This window comes from Occultella glacieicola (assembly GCF_004353825.1).
Taxonomy (GTDB): Bacteria; Actinomycetota; Actinomycetes; order Actinomycetales; family Beutenbergiaceae; genus Occultella; species Occultella glacieicola.
In genome coordinates this window covers 17,034-32,642 of sequence record NZ_SMNA01000011.1, presented here as the reverse complement: position 1 = coordinate 32,642, position 15,609 = coordinate 17,034, and the positions used below count along the sequence as shown (strand labels likewise).

13 protein-coding genes are annotated in these 15,609 nt (G+C 71.7%); 6 read left to right on the top strand and 7 right to left on the bottom strand.

Going from position 1 to position 15,609, the window contains the following annotated elements:
• Positions 1-191 precede the first annotated feature (191 nt).
• From EXU48_RS19505 to EXU48_RS19495, 3 genes are read left to right on the top strand one after another with little or no spacing between them, the layout of a single operon-like run.
• The gene (locus EXU48_RS19505) at positions 192-2,072 is read left to right on the top strand and encodes a metallophosphoesterase family protein (protein WP_133109365.1); all 1,881 of its coding nucleotides are present in this window, start codon (positions 192-194) and stop codon (positions 2,070-2,072) included.
• A 60-nt stretch (positions 2,073-2,132) separates the two neighbouring features.
• On the top strand, positions 2,133-2,867 hold the full coding sequence (locus EXU48_RS19500) for a vitamin K epoxide reductase family protein (RefSeq protein ID WP_133109364.1): 735 nt from the start codon (positions 2,133-2,135) through the stop codon (positions 2,865-2,867).
• A 1-nt stretch (position 2,868) separates the two neighbouring features.
• Positions 2,869-3,657, top strand: a complete 789-nt coding sequence (locus EXU48_RS19495) for a metal-dependent transcriptional regulator (protein ID WP_328591659.1) — start codon at positions 2,869-2,871, stop codon at positions 3,655-3,657.
• Positions 3,658-3,756: 99 nt separating this feature from the next.
• Here the strand turns inward: EXU48_RS19495 and EXU48_RS19490 are convergent, their stop codons facing one another.
• From EXU48_RS19490 to EXU48_RS19460, 7 genes are all read right to left on the bottom strand, one after another.
• Positions 3,757-4,803, bottom strand: coding sequence for a hemolysin family protein (locus EXU48_RS19490; RefSeq protein WP_133109363.1), 1,047 nt, complete (start codon positions 4,801-4,803; stop codon positions 3,757-3,759).
• The gene (locus EXU48_RS19485) at positions 4,800-6,218 is read right to left on the bottom strand and encodes a hemolysin family protein (RefSeq protein ID WP_133109362.1); all 1,419 of its coding nucleotides are present in this window, start codon (positions 6,216-6,218) and stop codon (positions 4,800-4,802) included. Before EXU48_RS19485 ends, EXU48_RS19490 begins: the two co-directional genes overlap by 4 nt.
• Positions 6,219-6,443: 225 nt before the next feature.
• Positions 6,444-7,244, bottom strand: a complete 801-nt coding sequence (larB, locus tag EXU48_RS19480) for a nickel pincer cofactor biosynthesis protein LarB (RefSeq protein WP_133109361.1) — start codon at positions 7,242-7,244, stop codon at positions 6,444-6,446.
• Positions 7,237-8,103 (bottom strand): ATP-dependent sacrificial sulfur transferase LarE, encoded by an 867-nt coding sequence (locus EXU48_RS19475; RefSeq protein WP_133109360.1) that lies wholly within the window; start codon positions 8,101-8,103, stop codon positions 7,237-7,239. The genes larB and EXU48_RS19475 overlap by 8 nt, the downstream gene beginning before the upstream one ends.
• A gap of 3 nt (positions 8,104-8,106) precedes the next feature.
• Positions 8,107-9,552 carry an NADP-dependent phosphogluconate dehydrogenase gene (gene gndA, locus EXU48_RS19470; RefSeq protein ID WP_133109359.1) on the bottom strand — a complete coding sequence of 482 codons (1,446 nt, stop codon included), beginning with the start codon at positions 9,550-9,552 and terminating at the stop codon, positions 8,107-8,109.
• A 136-nt stretch (positions 9,553-9,688) separates the two neighbouring features.
• On the bottom strand, positions 9,689-10,717 hold the full coding sequence (locus tag EXU48_RS19465) for a Gfo/Idh/MocA family protein (RefSeq protein ID WP_133109358.1): 1,029 nt from the start codon (positions 10,715-10,717) through the stop codon (positions 9,689-9,691).
• Between the two features lie 34 nt (positions 10,718-10,751).
• Positions 10,752-11,579 carry a sugar phosphate isomerase/epimerase family protein gene (locus tag EXU48_RS19460; protein ID WP_133109357.1) on the bottom strand — a complete coding sequence of 276 codons (828 nt, stop codon included), beginning with the start codon at positions 11,577-11,579 and terminating at the stop codon, positions 10,752-10,754.
• A gap of 143 nt (positions 11,580-11,722) precedes the next feature.
• Here EXU48_RS19460 and EXU48_RS19455 point away from each other — a divergent pair, with 143 nt between their 5' ends.
• From EXU48_RS19455 to EXU48_RS19445, 3 genes are all read left to right on the top strand, one after another.
• Positions 11,723-12,730 carry a LacI family DNA-binding transcriptional regulator gene (locus EXU48_RS19455; RefSeq protein ID WP_133109356.1) on the top strand — a complete coding sequence of 336 codons (1,008 nt, stop codon included), beginning with the start codon at positions 11,723-11,725 and terminating at the stop codon, positions 12,728-12,730.
• A gap of 75 nt (positions 12,731-12,805) precedes the next feature.
• Entirely contained in the window at positions 12,806-14,224 is a 1,419-nt protein-coding gene (gene uxaC, locus EXU48_RS19450; RefSeq protein ID WP_133109355.1) for a glucuronate isomerase, read from the top strand.
• Positions 14,221-15,603 carry a mannitol dehydrogenase family protein gene (locus tag EXU48_RS19445; RefSeq protein ID WP_207947834.1) on the top strand — a complete coding sequence of 461 codons (1,383 nt, stop codon included), beginning with the start codon at positions 14,221-14,223 and terminating at the stop codon, positions 15,601-15,603. Before uxaC ends, EXU48_RS19445 begins: the two co-directional genes overlap by 4 nt.
• Positions 15,604-15,609: the final 6 nt, after the last annotated feature.

Below are 15,609 nucleotides of genomic sequence, written 5' to 3'. Positions count from 1 at the left end.
CCGGTGCTGGTTCGGTCTGCCCGGACGGCGGCGGGTCGGGGGAAGCGGCAGAGGATGCCGACGACGGTTCGGTCGGCTCGACTGCCGACCCGGCGGCAGAGCCTGCCGACCCCGCACCTGGGCCCGTCGACCCGGCCGGTGGCACGGCCGTCACGGCGAACCGCGCGAGCGGATCGGCCGACGACCCGACGGTGACCGAACCGGGCGACGCACAGCCTGGGCGCCGGCGGTTCGAGTGGTGGCACCAGTTGCGGCCGCGCACGCGCCGGACGATCCGGGTGGTCGTCGCGTTCGTGCTCAGCGGGGTGCTGTCGCTGTTCGCTGGACTGATGACCGCGGACTTCGAGGGCTCCCTCGGCCCGCACCGGGCCGACTACACGGTGCGTCTGAACGGTGAGATCCAGGTGGACATGGGCCCACTCGGGGCCCTGATCATCGACTCACCGCTGCCGCTGAACCTCGGCGTGGACGTGCTCGTCAAGGAGATCCCGATCGAGCTGAGCACCCCGGAGACCAACCCGGTCGCCGGCCTCACCGCCGATCTCACCAGCTACAGCCAGTTCCTCGCCAACCCGCAGGCCGCGATCGAGGACGCCGCCTACGGGCTCGCCCTGGACATCGTGTCGCGGTGGATCCTGTACTGGTCGCTGCTCCTGGTGGCCGTCGCGCTCGGGCGGTTGGCAGCCCACGGCGTGCTCCGCGACGCCGTCAAGAGCGCGTGGCATCAGCAGGGTGTGCCCGCCGTCAGTATCGCCCTCGCAGTGGCGCTCGTCGCGCTGCCGCTGGTGGAGGCGACCCAGACCTCGGGGGGTGTGGGCCGGACCTCGCGGATCCTCGCGGACACCCCGCTCGCCGAGGCGCGGATCACCGGGCGGCTGGCGACCCTGGTGGACCACTACGGCGGCTACGTGGTGGACGCCATCAACGACAACACCGAGTTCTACGCCCAGGCGCAGACGAACCTCGAGGCCGCCTACGCGGCTGAGGATGAGCCGCTCGGGCCGGCCGAGGGGGAGACCCCGCAGGAGAGCCCGCCGGACTCCGGGACCGGGCCGACCGACCTCGCCAGCGACGCGACCACAGCTCCGGGCGACGCCACGTCCACCGGCGACCCGACGGGCTCGGGCGACCCGACCACGGACTCCGGCGACGCCGCCACCGGAACGGACGCGTCGCCGTCGGGCGCCGACGCGGACGCCACCGACGCCCAGGGCGCCGACGCGGACGGGCCTGCCGACGGCCCCGGCGCCGACGAGTCCGAGACCACCGAGGCGGACCCCGATCTCGTCACGATGCTGCTGGTCAGCGACCTGCACTGCAACGTCGGCATGGCCCCGGTGGTCGGGGCGGCGGTGACCGCGTCGGAGGCCTCGCTCGTGCTGAACGCCGGAGACACCGTGATGGGTGGCACCTCGGTCGAGTCGTACTGCGTGAACGCCTTCGCACGCGGGATCCCCGACGGCGTCCCGGTCGTCGTCTCGGACGGCAACCACGACTCGGTCACCACGGCCGAGCAGGAGGCCGCGGCCGGCTGGACCGTGCTCCACGGTGAGCCGGTCGACGTGCAGGGCATCCGGATCCTCGGTGACACCGACCCCACGCTCACCTCGCTCGGGGCGCCGACCCGCCCGGAGCGGGACGAGACGATCAACCAGATGGGCAACCGGATCAGTCAGGAGGCCTGCCGCCTCGATGAGGACGGGGAGCCGGTGGACATCGTGCTCATCCACAGCCCGTTCGCGGGCCGGCAGGCGGTCGAGGCCGGGTGCGCGACGCTCAGCATCTCCGGGCACCTGCATCGGCAGGTCGGGCCACGGCAGCTCGGCCTCGGGCTGCAGTACACGTCCGCGAGCACCGCGGGCGCGGGCAGCGGCACCCCGACGATCGGGCCGCTGGCGAACCCGTCCGTGATGACCGTGATCCGGTGGGATCCCGAGGCGGGCCTGCCGGTGGATTACCGGCTCATCACCATCGACCCGGACACCAGCGTCGACCTCTCCGACTGGTACGCGTTCCCGGAGGTCCCGGATACGTTCGTGCCCGGGGACGCACAGGGTTCGACCGACGAGTGAGCGGGCCTCGCGCATGTCCCATACTTGAGGTGAGATCCCCGACGTGACGGAGCCAAGACTGTGAGCCTGGATCAACCGACCAGCGCGAGCGCGGACGTACCCGACGGCTTGGCTCCCGGCGAGGTCGGCGACCATCTCGCCGATGACGACCTCGACGGGCTCGAGCCGATCCCGGCAGCCGGGGCGCGCAGTGAACCGACCGAGCATGAGCGGCTCGGTGGTTCTCGTCGGGAGTTCGCGATCCTCACCCTGGTGGCGGGGCTCGCCGGCCTGTGGGCCTCGATCCGGCTCACGTTGGACTACTTCGCGACCCTCGCCGACCCGAACTTCACGCCCGCCTGCGACATCAACCCGCTGATCGGCTGCGGGGTGTTCCTGGCCAGCGAGCAGTCCAGCGCATTCGGCTTCCCGAACGTGGTGATCGGGCTGGTGGCGTTCCCCGTGGTGATCACGACCGGGGTCCTGCTGCTGGGTGGCCTGCGCCTGCCGCGCTGGTACTGGCGCGGGTTCTTCGCCGGGACCGTGTTCGCGATCGGGTTCGTCACCTGGCTGCAGGTCCAGGCGCTCACCCAGATCGGGGCGCTGTGCCCGTACTGCCTGGTGGTCTGGGCGGCGATCATCCCGTTGTTCGTGCACACCACGGCGCGTTCGGTGCAGAACGGCGCGCTGCCCGGTGGGCCGGGCCTGCGGTCGTTCCTGGTCGGGAACCGCTGGATCATCACCGCGCTCTGGTACCTGATCGTGATCGCCGCCGCGGTGCTCGCCTTCGGCGAGAAGTGGCTGCTGGTGTTCTGAGGTGGTCGCCTCGAACGAGCCGGCGACGGCGCAGCAACAGGTCTGTGCCGGCCTCACGCTGGCATCGGGCGTGCGTTGCGAACACCCGGACGCGGGTGTGGCCGGAGCACTGGGCTCGTTCTCACCAGGGTCCGAGGGGAGCGACCACGGCGGTTCGCTACGCCTGGACGACGTCGAGCTGCCGGCCTCGAACGTCACGCAGGACTACCTCAAGGCCATCTACAACATCGGCGAGTGGGGTCCCGAGGGCGCCAGTACCTCCGAACTCGCCGCCCGCCTCGGTGTGGGCGCGCCGACGGTCTCGGAGAACGTGCAGCGGCTGGCCGGCGCCGGACTCGTGCACTACAAGCCGTACCGCCGCATCACGCTGACGGTGCAGGGCCGCCGGGTGGCGCTGGCGATGGTGCGCCGGCACCGCCTGATGGAGACCTACCTGGCCCTGCAGCTCGGCTACGGTTGGGACGAGGTCCACGACGACGCGGAACAGCTTGAGCATTCCGTCTCGGACCGGCTGCTCGGCAGGATGGACGAGGTGCTCGGCCACCCGGTCCGCGATCCGCACGGGGACCCGATCCCGCAGCCTGACGGCACCGTGGCGCTGCCGCGGGCGCACCGCCTGGCAGACGTCACGCCCGGCCAACCGGTACGCATCGCCAGGATCAGCGATGCCGAACCGGAGCTGCTCCGGGAGATCGCCGACCTTGAGCTGGACCTCGACACCGAGATCGAGGCCGGCTCGGTCGACCTGAGCCCCGACGCGACCGCGGCCATCTGGGTGATCAGCGCCTGACGCCCGCGGCGACCCGGATCCGGGCCGCGCCCGCGCAGCCAGGGCGACCGGCTGCCGTCGGGCCTGTTCGGACCCGAGGCGACCGGCCGCCGTCGGGCCTCAGCGCGCCGGCAGCCGCCGGGAGTCGTCCCGGATCACGCCGACCAGTTCCTCGAGCACGTCCTCCAGCGTGACCACGCCGAGCGGGGCGCCGTCGGTGTCGCGGACCTGCGCCAGATGCGCGCCGCTGCCCTGCATCGCGGCGAGCACTGACCGCAGCGAGTCGGTGGCCCGCACGTCCGGCAGGGTCCGCACCACGTCGGCCGGCACCGGACGTTCCCGGAGCAGCGGGTCGGTCTCGAGGAGGTCCTTGATGTGCACGTAGCCGCTCAGCGACCCGTCCGGGCGGCGCAGCGGGAACCGGGAGAAGCCCTCCACCGAGACCGACTCCGCGGTCGCCGGGCTGGCCCCCTCGGGCAGCGTCCGCAGCGTCGCCATGGGCAGCAGCACGGACCGCACGTCCCGGTCCGAGAACTGCAGGGCGCCCATCAGCAGGCGTTCGTCGTTGAGCTCGATCAGCCCCCCGGAACGGGACTCCGTGACCAACGAGGCGACCTCGTCCCGCGTGAACGTGCTCGCCACCTCATCGCGTGGCTGCACCCGCATCATGCGCAGGATCAGGTTCGCGAGCGCGTTCAGCACCCACAGCAGCGGGAACAGGACCCGTACGATGACGGTCAGCGGCGGCGCGAGCGCCATCGCCATCCGCTCCGGGCCGGCCAGGGCGATGTTCTTGGGCACCATCTCGCCGAGCACCACGTGCAGGTAGGTGACCAGGGACAGGGCGATCGCGAACGAGATCGGGTGGACCAGGGCGTCCGGAACGCCGATCGCCTCGAACGGCACCTCGAGCAGGTGCGCGATGACCGGTTCGCTGATCGACCCGAGCGCGAGCGAGGCGATCGTGATGCCCAGCTGCGCACCGGCCATCATCATCGAGACCCGCTCCATCGCGCTCAGCGTGATCCGGGCGCGGCGGGAACCCTCGAGGGCGAGCGGTTCGATCTTCGTGCGGCGGGCGGAGATCAGCGCGAACTCGGCGCCCACGAAGAACGCGTTCAGGGCCAGCAGGGCGAGGGTCAGGGGGATCCCGACGGCGGCGCTCACCGGTGGTCCTCCCGCTCGCTCGCGTGGTCGCCCCGGTTGGACGAGGGTGGCTCGTCGTCGTCGGGGTCGACCGGTCCGAGCACGGCGATGCGGACCGACTCCACGCGGTGCCCGTCGAGCTCGAGCACGTCCACGCGGAGCCGTTGCCGGTCCTCGCCGGGCACCTGCGCGCTGACCAGCTCGATGCTGTCGCCGACGGCCGCGAGCCGGCCCAACTCGTCCGCGACCAGCCCACCGAGGGTGTCGTAGGCCTCGTCCTCGGGCAGTTCGACGCCGAGCCGTTCGCTCGCCTCGTCGACCCGCATCAGGCCGGGCAGGTGCCAGCTCCCGTCCGCGTCCGCGGCCGGGACGAACTCGTCGGTGTCGTGCTCGTCGCGAACCTCGCCGACGATCTCCTCGACGAGGTCCTCGAGCGTGACCAGCCCGGCCAGGGAGCCGAACTCGTCGATCAGGAGGGCCATCTGCAGGCCGCCGGCGCGCAGGTCGTCGAGCAGCTCGTCCAGCTCCAGGGAGTCGGGCACCAGCGTCGCGTCCGTGACCACCGTGGACACCGGGGTGTGCGCCCGTTGCTCGAACGGCACCGCCAGGGCGCCGCGCACGTGCGCCAGGCCGAGCACGTCGATCTCGGTGTGCCCGTTCTCCTGGATCACCTCGATCACCGGGAACCGGGAGTGGCCGGACTCCTTCGCGGTGGTGATCAGCACGTCGAGACTGTCCTGCGGACGCAGGCTGATCATCTGGGACCGGGGCGTCATCGCGTCCCGGGCCCGGCGGTCCCCGAACGCCAGCGAGCGCTCCACGAGCTCGGCGGTGTCCTCGGCGAGGGTGCCGGAGTTCGCGGAGTGGCGCACCAGCGCGGAGAGTTCTTCGGCCGAGCGGGCCGAGGCCAGCTCCTCCTGGGGCTCGATGCCGAGGCGGCGCAGGATCGCGTTCGCGGTGCCGTTGAAGAACCGGATCGGCCAGGCAGTCGCCTTCGTGAAGCCACGCTGGAACCCGGCCACGGCGCGGGCGGTGGCGAGGGGAGCCGCGATCGCGAGGTTCTTCGGCACCAGCTCGCCGAAGATCATCGTGATCGAGGTGGCGAGCACCAGCGCGATCGCGAGCGCGACCGATGAGGCCCCGGACGCCGTCAGGCCCGCGTTCTCGAGCCCCGGGCTGACCAGGCGCGCGATGGCGGGCTCTGCGAGGAACCCGATGCCAAGGTTGGTGACGGTGATCCCGAGCTGCGCTCCGGACAGTTGTGTCGACAGGCTGCGCAGGGCGGTCAGGACGCCCTGGGACTTACGGTCCCCGGCGGCCGCCTCATGTTCGACGGTGGCCCGGGGCACGGTGACCAGCGCGAACTCCGCGGCCACGAACCCACCGCATGCCGCGACGAGCACCATGGCGAACAGGAGGAGTGCGACCTCCGTCATCGGACGGCCGCCTCGCGGGTCAGCGGGCCGCGAGGCCCGGGATGATGGCCCTCCGGATCGTCATTGTCCGGTCCGGGCCAGGGTCTGTGACTCTCCGTATCGGAGGCCGTCGGCTGCTCGCCGGACCCGGTGTCGTCGGTACTGTCATAGTCGCCGGTGGCGCCCATGTTCTCCATCCTGGAAGGGTGTGGTCAGCCACCGCGGATCGCGTGGCTGCGGATCATGCTACCGAGTTTCACCTGCGGTGCCGTCGCCCGGCCCCGCGGTGGCCGCGATCTGGGCGGCCAGGTGGCCGCCGCCGTAGCCGTTGTCGATGTTGACGACCCCCACACCCGGTGCGCACGCGTTCAGCATCGACAGCAGCGGGGCCAGGCCCGAGAACGCCGCGCCGTACCCGACGGACGTCGGAACCGCGACGACGGGGGCGCTCACCAGGCCGGCGACGACGGCCGGGAGCGCACCGTCCATGCCGGCCACCACCACGATCGCCGCGGCGGAGCGGAGCAGGTCGAGCCGGGCCAGCACCCGGTGCAGTCCGGCGACCCCGACGTCCATGACCAGCACGGTGCGCCGGCCCAGGTAGCGGGCGGTGAGCTCGGCCTCGCGAGCCACCGACAGGTCGGAGGTCCCGGCCGCGGCCACGACCACGAGTCCGCCGGTCGGTTCCGGCGGCGTCGGCGGCCACGCGACCAGCCGCGCCTCGCGGTCGTCGACGGCGTCCGGCAGCTCGGCCAGGACGGCGGCGGCGTGCTCGGCGCTCGCCCGGGTGAACAGCACGGCCGAGGTGGGCTGCGGTGGGAGTGCGGTGGTGGCTGCCGTTTCAGCACTCTCGGCGGGGGTGGGGCGGGCCGGGGTGCGCTGCGGTGGGTTGTGCCGGGCGGCGTAGGCGGCCGCGATCAGGCGGACCTGCTCGACGCTCTTGCCCTCGCAGTAGACCGCCTCCGGGTAGCCGCGACGGGCGCCCCGGTCGTGGTCCAGATCGGCGAGCCGGCTCAGCTCCGGCGGGGGAGTCCAGGCCTCAGGCACCGCGGCCCTCGACCAGCGCCATCGTGAACGCACCGGACTGGATCCCCTTGAGGTCCACGGCCGCGAACGCGAACCCGGCGCCGGTCACGAGTTCCTGGATCTGCTCGCGCAGTCCCGGCTCCGTGGCCCGCGGGATGTCCTGGGCGAGAAGCTCCAGCCGCGCGATCTCGCCGTGGTGACGCACCCGGGAGTCGGCGAACCCGAGCCGGCGCAGGCCGGCCTCGACGGTCTCGATCTGTCCCAGCTTGGCCGGGGTGACCTCCTGGTGGTGCGGGATCCGCGAGGCCAGGCACGGGGCGGCGGGCTTGTCCGCATTGGGCAGGCCGAGGGACCGGGCGATCGCCCGGACCATCGCCTTGTCCACGCCGGCCTCGCTGAGCGGGCGCAGCACCCGGTGGTTCGTCGCGGCCTGCGCGCCGGGCCGGTCCGGGCGCTTGGCGTCGTCGGCGTTCTCCCCGTAGGCGACGCTGACCAGGCCGTGCTCGGCGACCACGTCGTCCGAGATCCGGTTGAACAGCTCGTCCTTGCAGAAGAAGCAGCGGTCGACGTCGTTGCGCTGGTAGTCCGGGTTCTCACCCTCGTGGGTGTGCACCTCGACCACCCGCGCACCGATGACGTCCGCGACCTCGTGGGCCGCCGTCCGTTCGTCGCCCGCGAGGCTCGGCGAGATGCCGAGGATCGCGACCACGTCCTCGCGGCCGAGGGCCTGCACCGCCAGGGCCAGCAGCACCGTGGAGTCGACGCCGCCGGAGTAGGCGACGCCGAGCGGCCCGGTCCCCGCCAGGAGGGCACGGACCCGCTGGGCGCCGGCCTCGATCTGGCCCGGCGTGAGGATGCTCAGCGTGGGTCCGTGCCCCATGGGTCAGGCTTCCTTCGTCTCCGAGCGATCGCCGGACCACTCGGTGTGGAACGTGCCGTCGACGTCGACGCGCTGATAGGTGTGGGCACCGAAGAAGTCCCGCAGACCCTGGATCAGGGACGCGGGCAGGCGCTCGGCGCGAACCGAGTCGTAGTACGACACCGCGCTCGCGAAGCCCGGCACCGGCACCCCGGCCAACGTCGCGTCGGCGACCACCCGGCGCCAGCCCTTCTGGGCGTTGGCCAGGCCCTCGCTGATGCTCGGCGCGGCGAGCAGCGTCGGCAGGTTCCCGGCCGCGTACTCGGAGCGGATCCGCTCGAGCAGGCGGGCCCGGATGATGCAGCCGGCGCGCCAGATCTTCGCGACCTCGGCCACGTCGATGTCCCAGCCGTACTGGATGCTGCCGGTGCGGATCAGGTCGAGACCCTGCGCGTACGCGATCACCTTGGACGCCCACAGCGCCTGGCGCACGTCCTCGACCAGGGTGGCGACGTCGTCGGGCGTGAAGGTCTGGTCCGGGCCGGTCAGGCTCGCCTGTCCGGCGGCCCGCAGGTCCGCGTGCCCGGAGACCGAGCGGGCGAACACGGACTCGGCGATGGTGTTCACCGGCACCCCGAGCTCGAGGGCGTTCTGGACCGTCCAGCGGCCGGTGCCCTTCTGGCCGGCGGCGTCCCTGATCACGTCGACGAGCGCCTTGCCGGTGCTCGCGTCCACCTGGTCGAGCACCTCGGAGGTGATCTCGATCAGGAACGAGTCGAGGTCGCCGGTGTTCCACTCGCGGAACGCGTCCGAGATCGCCTTCGTGTCCAGGCCGGCGGCCTTCAGCACGTCGTAGGCCTCGGCGATGAACTGCATGTCGGCGTACTCGATGCCGTTGTGCACCATCTTGACGAAGTGGCCGGCACCGTCGGGCCCGATGTAGGCGCAGCAGGGCTCGCCTTCGTACTTCGCGGAGATGTCCTCCAGCAGCGGGCCGATCTGGGCGTAGCCCTCCTTGGAGCCACCCGGCATGATCGACGGGCCGTTCAGGGCGCCCTCCTCCCCGCCGGAGATGCCGACGCCGAAGAAGTGCAGACCCTTCGCGCGCAGGTTCTCCTCGCGGACCCGGGTGTCCTCGTAGTTGGCGTTGCCGCCGTCGACGACGATGTCACCCTCCTCGAGGTAGGGCAGCAGCGACTCGATCGAGGCGTCGGTGCCGGCACCGGCCTGGACCATCAGGATGATCCGGCGCGGGCGCTCCAGGCTGGCCACGAACTCCTCGACGGAGGTGGCGGGCACGAAGTTGCCGTCGCTGCCGTGGGCCGCCATCAGGTCGTCGGTGCGCGCCTGGGTGCGGTTGTACAGGGCCACGGTGTGCCCGTGATTGGCGAAGTTGCGCGCGAGGTTGCGGCCCATGACCGCCAGTCCGACGACGCCGACCTGTGCGGTCGCGCTGGGGGACGAACTCATTGTGGGTGTCCTTCCGGGTGTGTGGGTGAGGTTCGGATCGGCCCGACACGCCGCGTCGGGGAGGGTGTGGGCGGTTGGTCTAGATCGTGGCACGCGGACCGCGCCGGGGCGCGACCGTCTCAGTTCCGCGTCGCCCTCAGCGCCGGCCCGCGGTCAGCGGGACCGCCTCGGCGGGCGCGCCCAGGTCAGGGGACTGCGCGTAGATGCTCTTCAGGATCGCGAGGGACTTCGCCGCCTCGGCGGGCGAGATCCAGAACGGCTCCGGCTCGTCGAGCCTGGCGTAGAAGTCACCGATCAGGAGCTCGTGGGACAGGCCCCAGTACGCCCGTCCGCTCGAGGTCGCGGTGCGCTCGGCGACGTGTTCGGTGCGTCCGTCGGTGTAGTGCACCCGCAGGTCGCCGCGCATGGTCAGGGTGGCCTGCTCGGTGAGGACCTCGACGAACACCGGGGCGTTCACCGAGTGCGCGTTCGTGGCGAACATGACGGACCGGGCGCCGCCGGAGTGGTCCAGGATCAGCTCGGCGGTGTCCTCGACCTCGATCGCGTCACCGAGCACGTGGGTGGCCGCGTGGCCGCGGACCTGCTCGACGTCGCCGAGCAGCCACTGGAGCAGGTCCACCGTGTGGATGGCCTGGTTGATCAGCAGGCCACCGCCGCTGCGCGCCCAGGTGCCCCGCCACGGCTTCGCCTCGTAGTAGGCGGCGTTCCGATGCCAGTAGACCCCGGCGGAGGCACCCAGGACCGCGCCGAGCTCGCCGGAGTCGAGCAGTTCCTTCATCCGGGCGTTCGGGGCGTTGTACCGGTTCTGCAGGCAGACGCCCACCTTGACCGGGGCTCCCTCGGCCGCGGCGACGAGTCGCTCACCGTCGGCGATCGTGTGCGCCAGCGGCTTCTCGGTGATCACGTGCACTCCGGCCTCGATCGCGTCGAGGGCGACGTTCACGTGCTGGTCGTGCGGGGTGCACACGTGCACCACGTCCGGGCGGACCTCGGCGAGCAGGCGTCGGTGATCGGTGAAGGCCGCGACCCCGAGGCGGGCACCGGTCGCGTGCGCGAGGTCGGCGTCGGTGTCCGCCACGGCGACGAGCTCCGCGCCGAGTGAGGAGATGGCTTCGAGATGGACGATCGAGATGTCACCGCAGCCGATGACCGCCGCCGTTGGCACAGGTTTCTCCAGTCGATAGATCGTGCGTGGCCGCTCAGGCGAAGGGGATCTCTTCGGCCTTGAGCATGTCGGTGAAAGCCTGCCATGCCTCGGTGAACAGTTCGGGACCGGAGAAGCCGCCGAGGCTGTGGGCCTGGCTCAGGTGCGGCTCGAGGGAGAAGAACCCGTCGAAACCGTCGCTGCGCAGCGCGCGGACGGTGTCCAGCAGCTCGCCGTCGCCGCGGCCGGCCGGGACCACCTCGCCGTTCGCGAGGTGGGCGTCCTTGATCTGGATGTAGACCACGTGCGGGCGCAGCATCGCGTACCCGTCGCTGAACGGACGCACGCCGACCTGGACGAAGTTCGCGGAGTCCCAGGCCAGGCGCAGGTTGGGGGAGTCGACCGACTCCACGATGTCGAGGCAGCGCTCCGGGATGTCTCCGTAGATCTCCTTCTCGTTCTCGTGCAGCAGGACCACACCCGCTTCGGCGGCCACCTCGGCGAGGGCGCGGATCCGGGTGATGACCTCGTCGCGCACCGAGGCCGGGTCGGTGCCCGGACGCAGGTAGAACGAGAAGATCCGGATGAACGGGGCGCCGAAGTGCTCGGCCACCTTCGCGGCGTGACGCATCCGGTCCAGGTGCGGGCCGAAGTCGGAGTCGATGAAGATCTTGCCGATCGGGGAGCCGATGCTGGAGACCTTGAGGCCGTGGTCGTCCAGGATGCGCTTCGCCTCGGCCAACTGATCGGCATCCAGATCGAGCACGTTCGTGTTCCACGCGCTGCGGAACTCGATATGGGTCAGGCCGAGGTCCTTCGCGGTCGAGGCCTGCACCTGAAGGTCGGGTGAGATCTCATCGGAGAATCCGGACAGGGTCCACATGGGTCATCGCTCCTGGTTCGGGTGGCGGTTCGGTCGGGACGTCGACGTCGGGGCGCGCCAGCGTCCGGTTCCTCCATTCAGTCAGCGACCCACCCGGACGGCAAGCGGTTGCCACTTGTTGCAGTTCCTCCTAGACTCGCCGCGTGGCAGCGCCGCCGGGAGGCCGATCCACCACGATCTACGACGTCGCGAAGGCCGCCGGGGTCGCGCCGTCGACCGTCTCGCGGGCCTTCTCCAGGCCCGGGCGGGTGAACGCCGAGACCGCCGAGCGGATCCGCGCGGTCGCCGCCGAACTCGGGTACCGGGCGAACCCGCAGGCGCGCGCCCTGTCCACCACCCGCACGTCCATGATCGCGGTGATCCTCGCGGACGTGACGAACCCGGTGTTCTTCGAGGTGGTCCGGGGTGCCGAGCTTGCCGCCTACGAGGCCGGCTACACGATGCTGCTGGCCGAGACGCAGGAGTCCGCGGAGCGGGAGCGGGCGGTCCTGGAGCGGGCCCTGTCCACGGTGGACGGGATCGTCCTGACGAGCTCGCGGATGTCGGACTCGGCGATCCGTCAGATCGCGAAGGTCAAGCCGGTGATCGTGCTGAACCGCGTGGTCACCGGGGTCCCCAGCGTGGTCACGGACAATCTGCGCGGGATGCGGCGGGCGGCCGAGCATCTCGGCGAACTCGGACACGAGCAGGTCTGCTACCTGGCCGGCCCGGAGGCGTCCTGGGCGGACGGGATGCGCTGGCGGGGCCTGCGGGAGGCCGGCATGGAGCTCGAGCTGCGGGTCCGTCGCGTCGGCCCGTACCCGCCGACCGTCAACGGCGGTGTCGCGGCGGCCGCCGAGTGGGCCCGCCAGCGCACGAGCGCGGTGGTCGCCTACAACGACCAGATGGCGATCGGATTCATGCGCGGGGTGCGGGCCATGGGGGGTCAGGTGCCGCGGGACGTGAGCGTGGTCGGGTTCGACAACTCGAACCTCTCCGAGATCGTGACCCCCGCGCTGACCACGGTCGCCTCGCCGCTGCACTCCCTCGGGGTGACCGCGGCGCGCAACGTGCTCGCGATCTCGCGCGGGGCCCAGTCCCGCTCCACCGAGGCCGTGGTGCTGCCCACCAAGCTCGTGGTGCGCGAGTCCACCAGCGCCATCGAAGCGTGACCGACCACGGTCCGACGTGGCAACACCTGGCAACGGGTTGCCAACCGTGGCGGTCGGTCCGAGAGGATGAGGACCATGTCAGCCACCGCAGCCCTTGACGTCCACCCCGATCGCCTGCTCCCCGCGGACCCCTCCCAGCGGTCCGTCGCACGCCGGCTCTACGACTCCGTCAAGGAGCTGCCGATCATCTCCCCGCACGGTCACGTGCCGCCGCAGTGGATCGCCGAGGACATCCCGTTCCGGGACCCGACCTCGCTGCTGATCACCCCGGACCACTACGTGAACCGGATGCTGCACGCGCACGGGGCCTCGCTCGCGGACCTCGGCGTCGGCCGCGGCCCGCTCTCGGAGGACGACGCCCGCGCCGCGTTCCGGATCCTGTGCTCGAACTGGTCCGCCTACCGGGGCACCCCGGTCCGGTACTGGCTCGAGGACGAGCTTGGCCTGATCTTCGGGGTCACGCAGCGCCCGAGCGCGGAGACCGCAGACGCGATCTACGACCAGATCGCCGCGAAGATCGCGACCCCGCAGTTCCGCCCGCGCGCCCTGATGGACGCCTTCGACATCGCGGTGATGGCCACCACCGACGATCCGTGCGACGACCTGTCCGCGCACGAGGCGCTCGCCCAGGACGCCTCGTTCACGCGCCGCGTGGTCCCGACGTTCCGCCCCGACAAGTACCTGGACCCCGCGCTGGCCACCTGGACCGCCGACGTGGACCGTCTCGGCGAGGTCTCCGGGGTCGGCACCGGCGACTACGCCGGCTACATCGGCGCGCTCGAGAACCGCCGTCGGTACTTCGTCGACCACGGCGCCGTCTCCGCGGACCACGGCGTCATCGACGCCCGCACCGACATCCTCTCCGAGGCGGAGGCGAGCCGGATCTTCGCCGCCGCCCGCGCCGGGTCGGCCACGGCCGAGGAGACCACCGCGTTCCGTCGGCACATGCTCTCGGAGATGGCCCGGATGTCCTGCGACGACGGCCTGGTCATGACCATCCACCCGGGCGTGCGCCGCAACCACCACACACCCACTCATCAGACCTACGGCGCCGACGTCGGCTGCGACATCCCGATCGCGGTCGAGTACACCGATGCCCTGCGGCCGCTGCTGAACGCCTACGGCACGCACCCGAACCTGCACCTGGTGCTGTTCACCATCGACGAGACCGTCTATTCGCGTGAGCTCGCGCCGCTGGCCGGGTTCTACCCGTCGGTGTACGTGGGCGTGCCGTGGTGGTTCATCGATGCCCCGGAGGCCATCCAGCGGTTCCGGTCCGCGGTGACCGAGACCGCTGGGTTCTCCCGCACGTCCGGCTTCATCGACGACACCCGCGCGTTCTGCTCGATCCCGGCCCGGCACGACATGAGCCGCCGCCTGGACGCCGGGTACATCGCCAAGTTGGTCACCGAGCACCGGCTCCCCGAGGATGAGGCGTTCGAGGCCATCACCGACCTGGTGGCGAACAACCCGCGAAAGGTGTTCAAGCTGTGAGTGCGACCCCTCGTCTGTCCCGGTCCCTACCCGACGCCCCGGCCGCCGCGCCGGTGCGGATCGTGCACCTCGGCGTGGGCAACTTCCACCGCGCGCACCAGGCCTGGTACACCCACCACGCCCCGGACGCCGGCGAGTGGGGGATCGCGGCCTTCACCGGCCGCCGCCCGGACCAGGCGGAGGCACTGGGCCCGCAGGACGGGCTGTACACGCTGATCGTGCGCGGCCGGGAGGGTGACGACTACGAGCTGATCGGGTCCCTGTCGGCCGTGCATGCCGCGTCGGAGCAGGACGCCTACCTCGGCTACCTGGCCGACCCGGCGCTGGCCATCGTGACGATGACCGTGACCGAGCACGGGTACGTGCGCGGCGACGGCGACCACCTCGACGCCCGGCGTCCGGAGGTGCTCGCAGACGTCGAGGCGCTGCGCGAGGACCCGCGCTCCTCCGTCACCACGATGCCGGCGAAGCTGGTCGCCGGGCTGCTCGCCCGCCGGGCCGCCGGCGCCGGTGCGCTGACGATCCTGTCCTGCGACAACCTGCCGGAGAACGGCGCGGTGACCCGCACCCTGGTCACCGAGCTCGCCGCGCTCGTGGACGAGTCCCTGGTGGACTGGACCACGGCCAACGTCGATTTCGCCACCTCGATGGTGGACCGGATCACCCCGGCCACCACCCCCGAGGACCGGGAGCACGTGGCGGCCGAGCGCGGCTACGACGACGCCTCCCCGGTGCCGACCGAGCCGTTCAGCGAGTGGGTCGTCTCGGGCACGTTCCCGGCCGGCCGGCCCCGCTGGGAGGACGCCGGCGTGAAGATCGTCGACGACGTGGCCCCGCACGAACGGCGCAAGCTCTGGCTGCTCAACGGGTCGCACTCCCAGCTCGCCTACGTGGGCAGCGTCCGCGGCCACACGACCATCGACCAGGCCATCGCCGACCCCAGGTGCCTGGCCTGGGTGGAGCAGTTCTGGGACGAGGCACAGGCCAACCTCGGCCTACCGGACGAGGACGTGAGCGCCTACCGGGCCGCGCTCCTGGACCGGTACCGCAACGAACGGGTACGCCACCTGCTCGCCCAGATCGCCAACGACGGCTCGCAGAAGCTCCCGGTGCGGACCCTGCCCACCCTGAACGCCGAACGAGCCGCGGGGCGCGTCCCCGTCGGCGCCGCGACCACCCTGGCCGGGTGGGTGCTGCACCTGCGCGGTGTCGGTGCCCCGGTCAAGGACCCCGGCGCCGGTCCGGCGCAGGACGCCGCGAACTCCGGTGACCTCGCCGAGGTGGTGCCGGCGGTGCTGAACACCCTGCAGGCGGGCCTGGGCGCGGACGCCGACCTGGTCGCGGCCGTCGTGGCGCAGGCCGCGACGATCCAGGAGTAGCTCGGC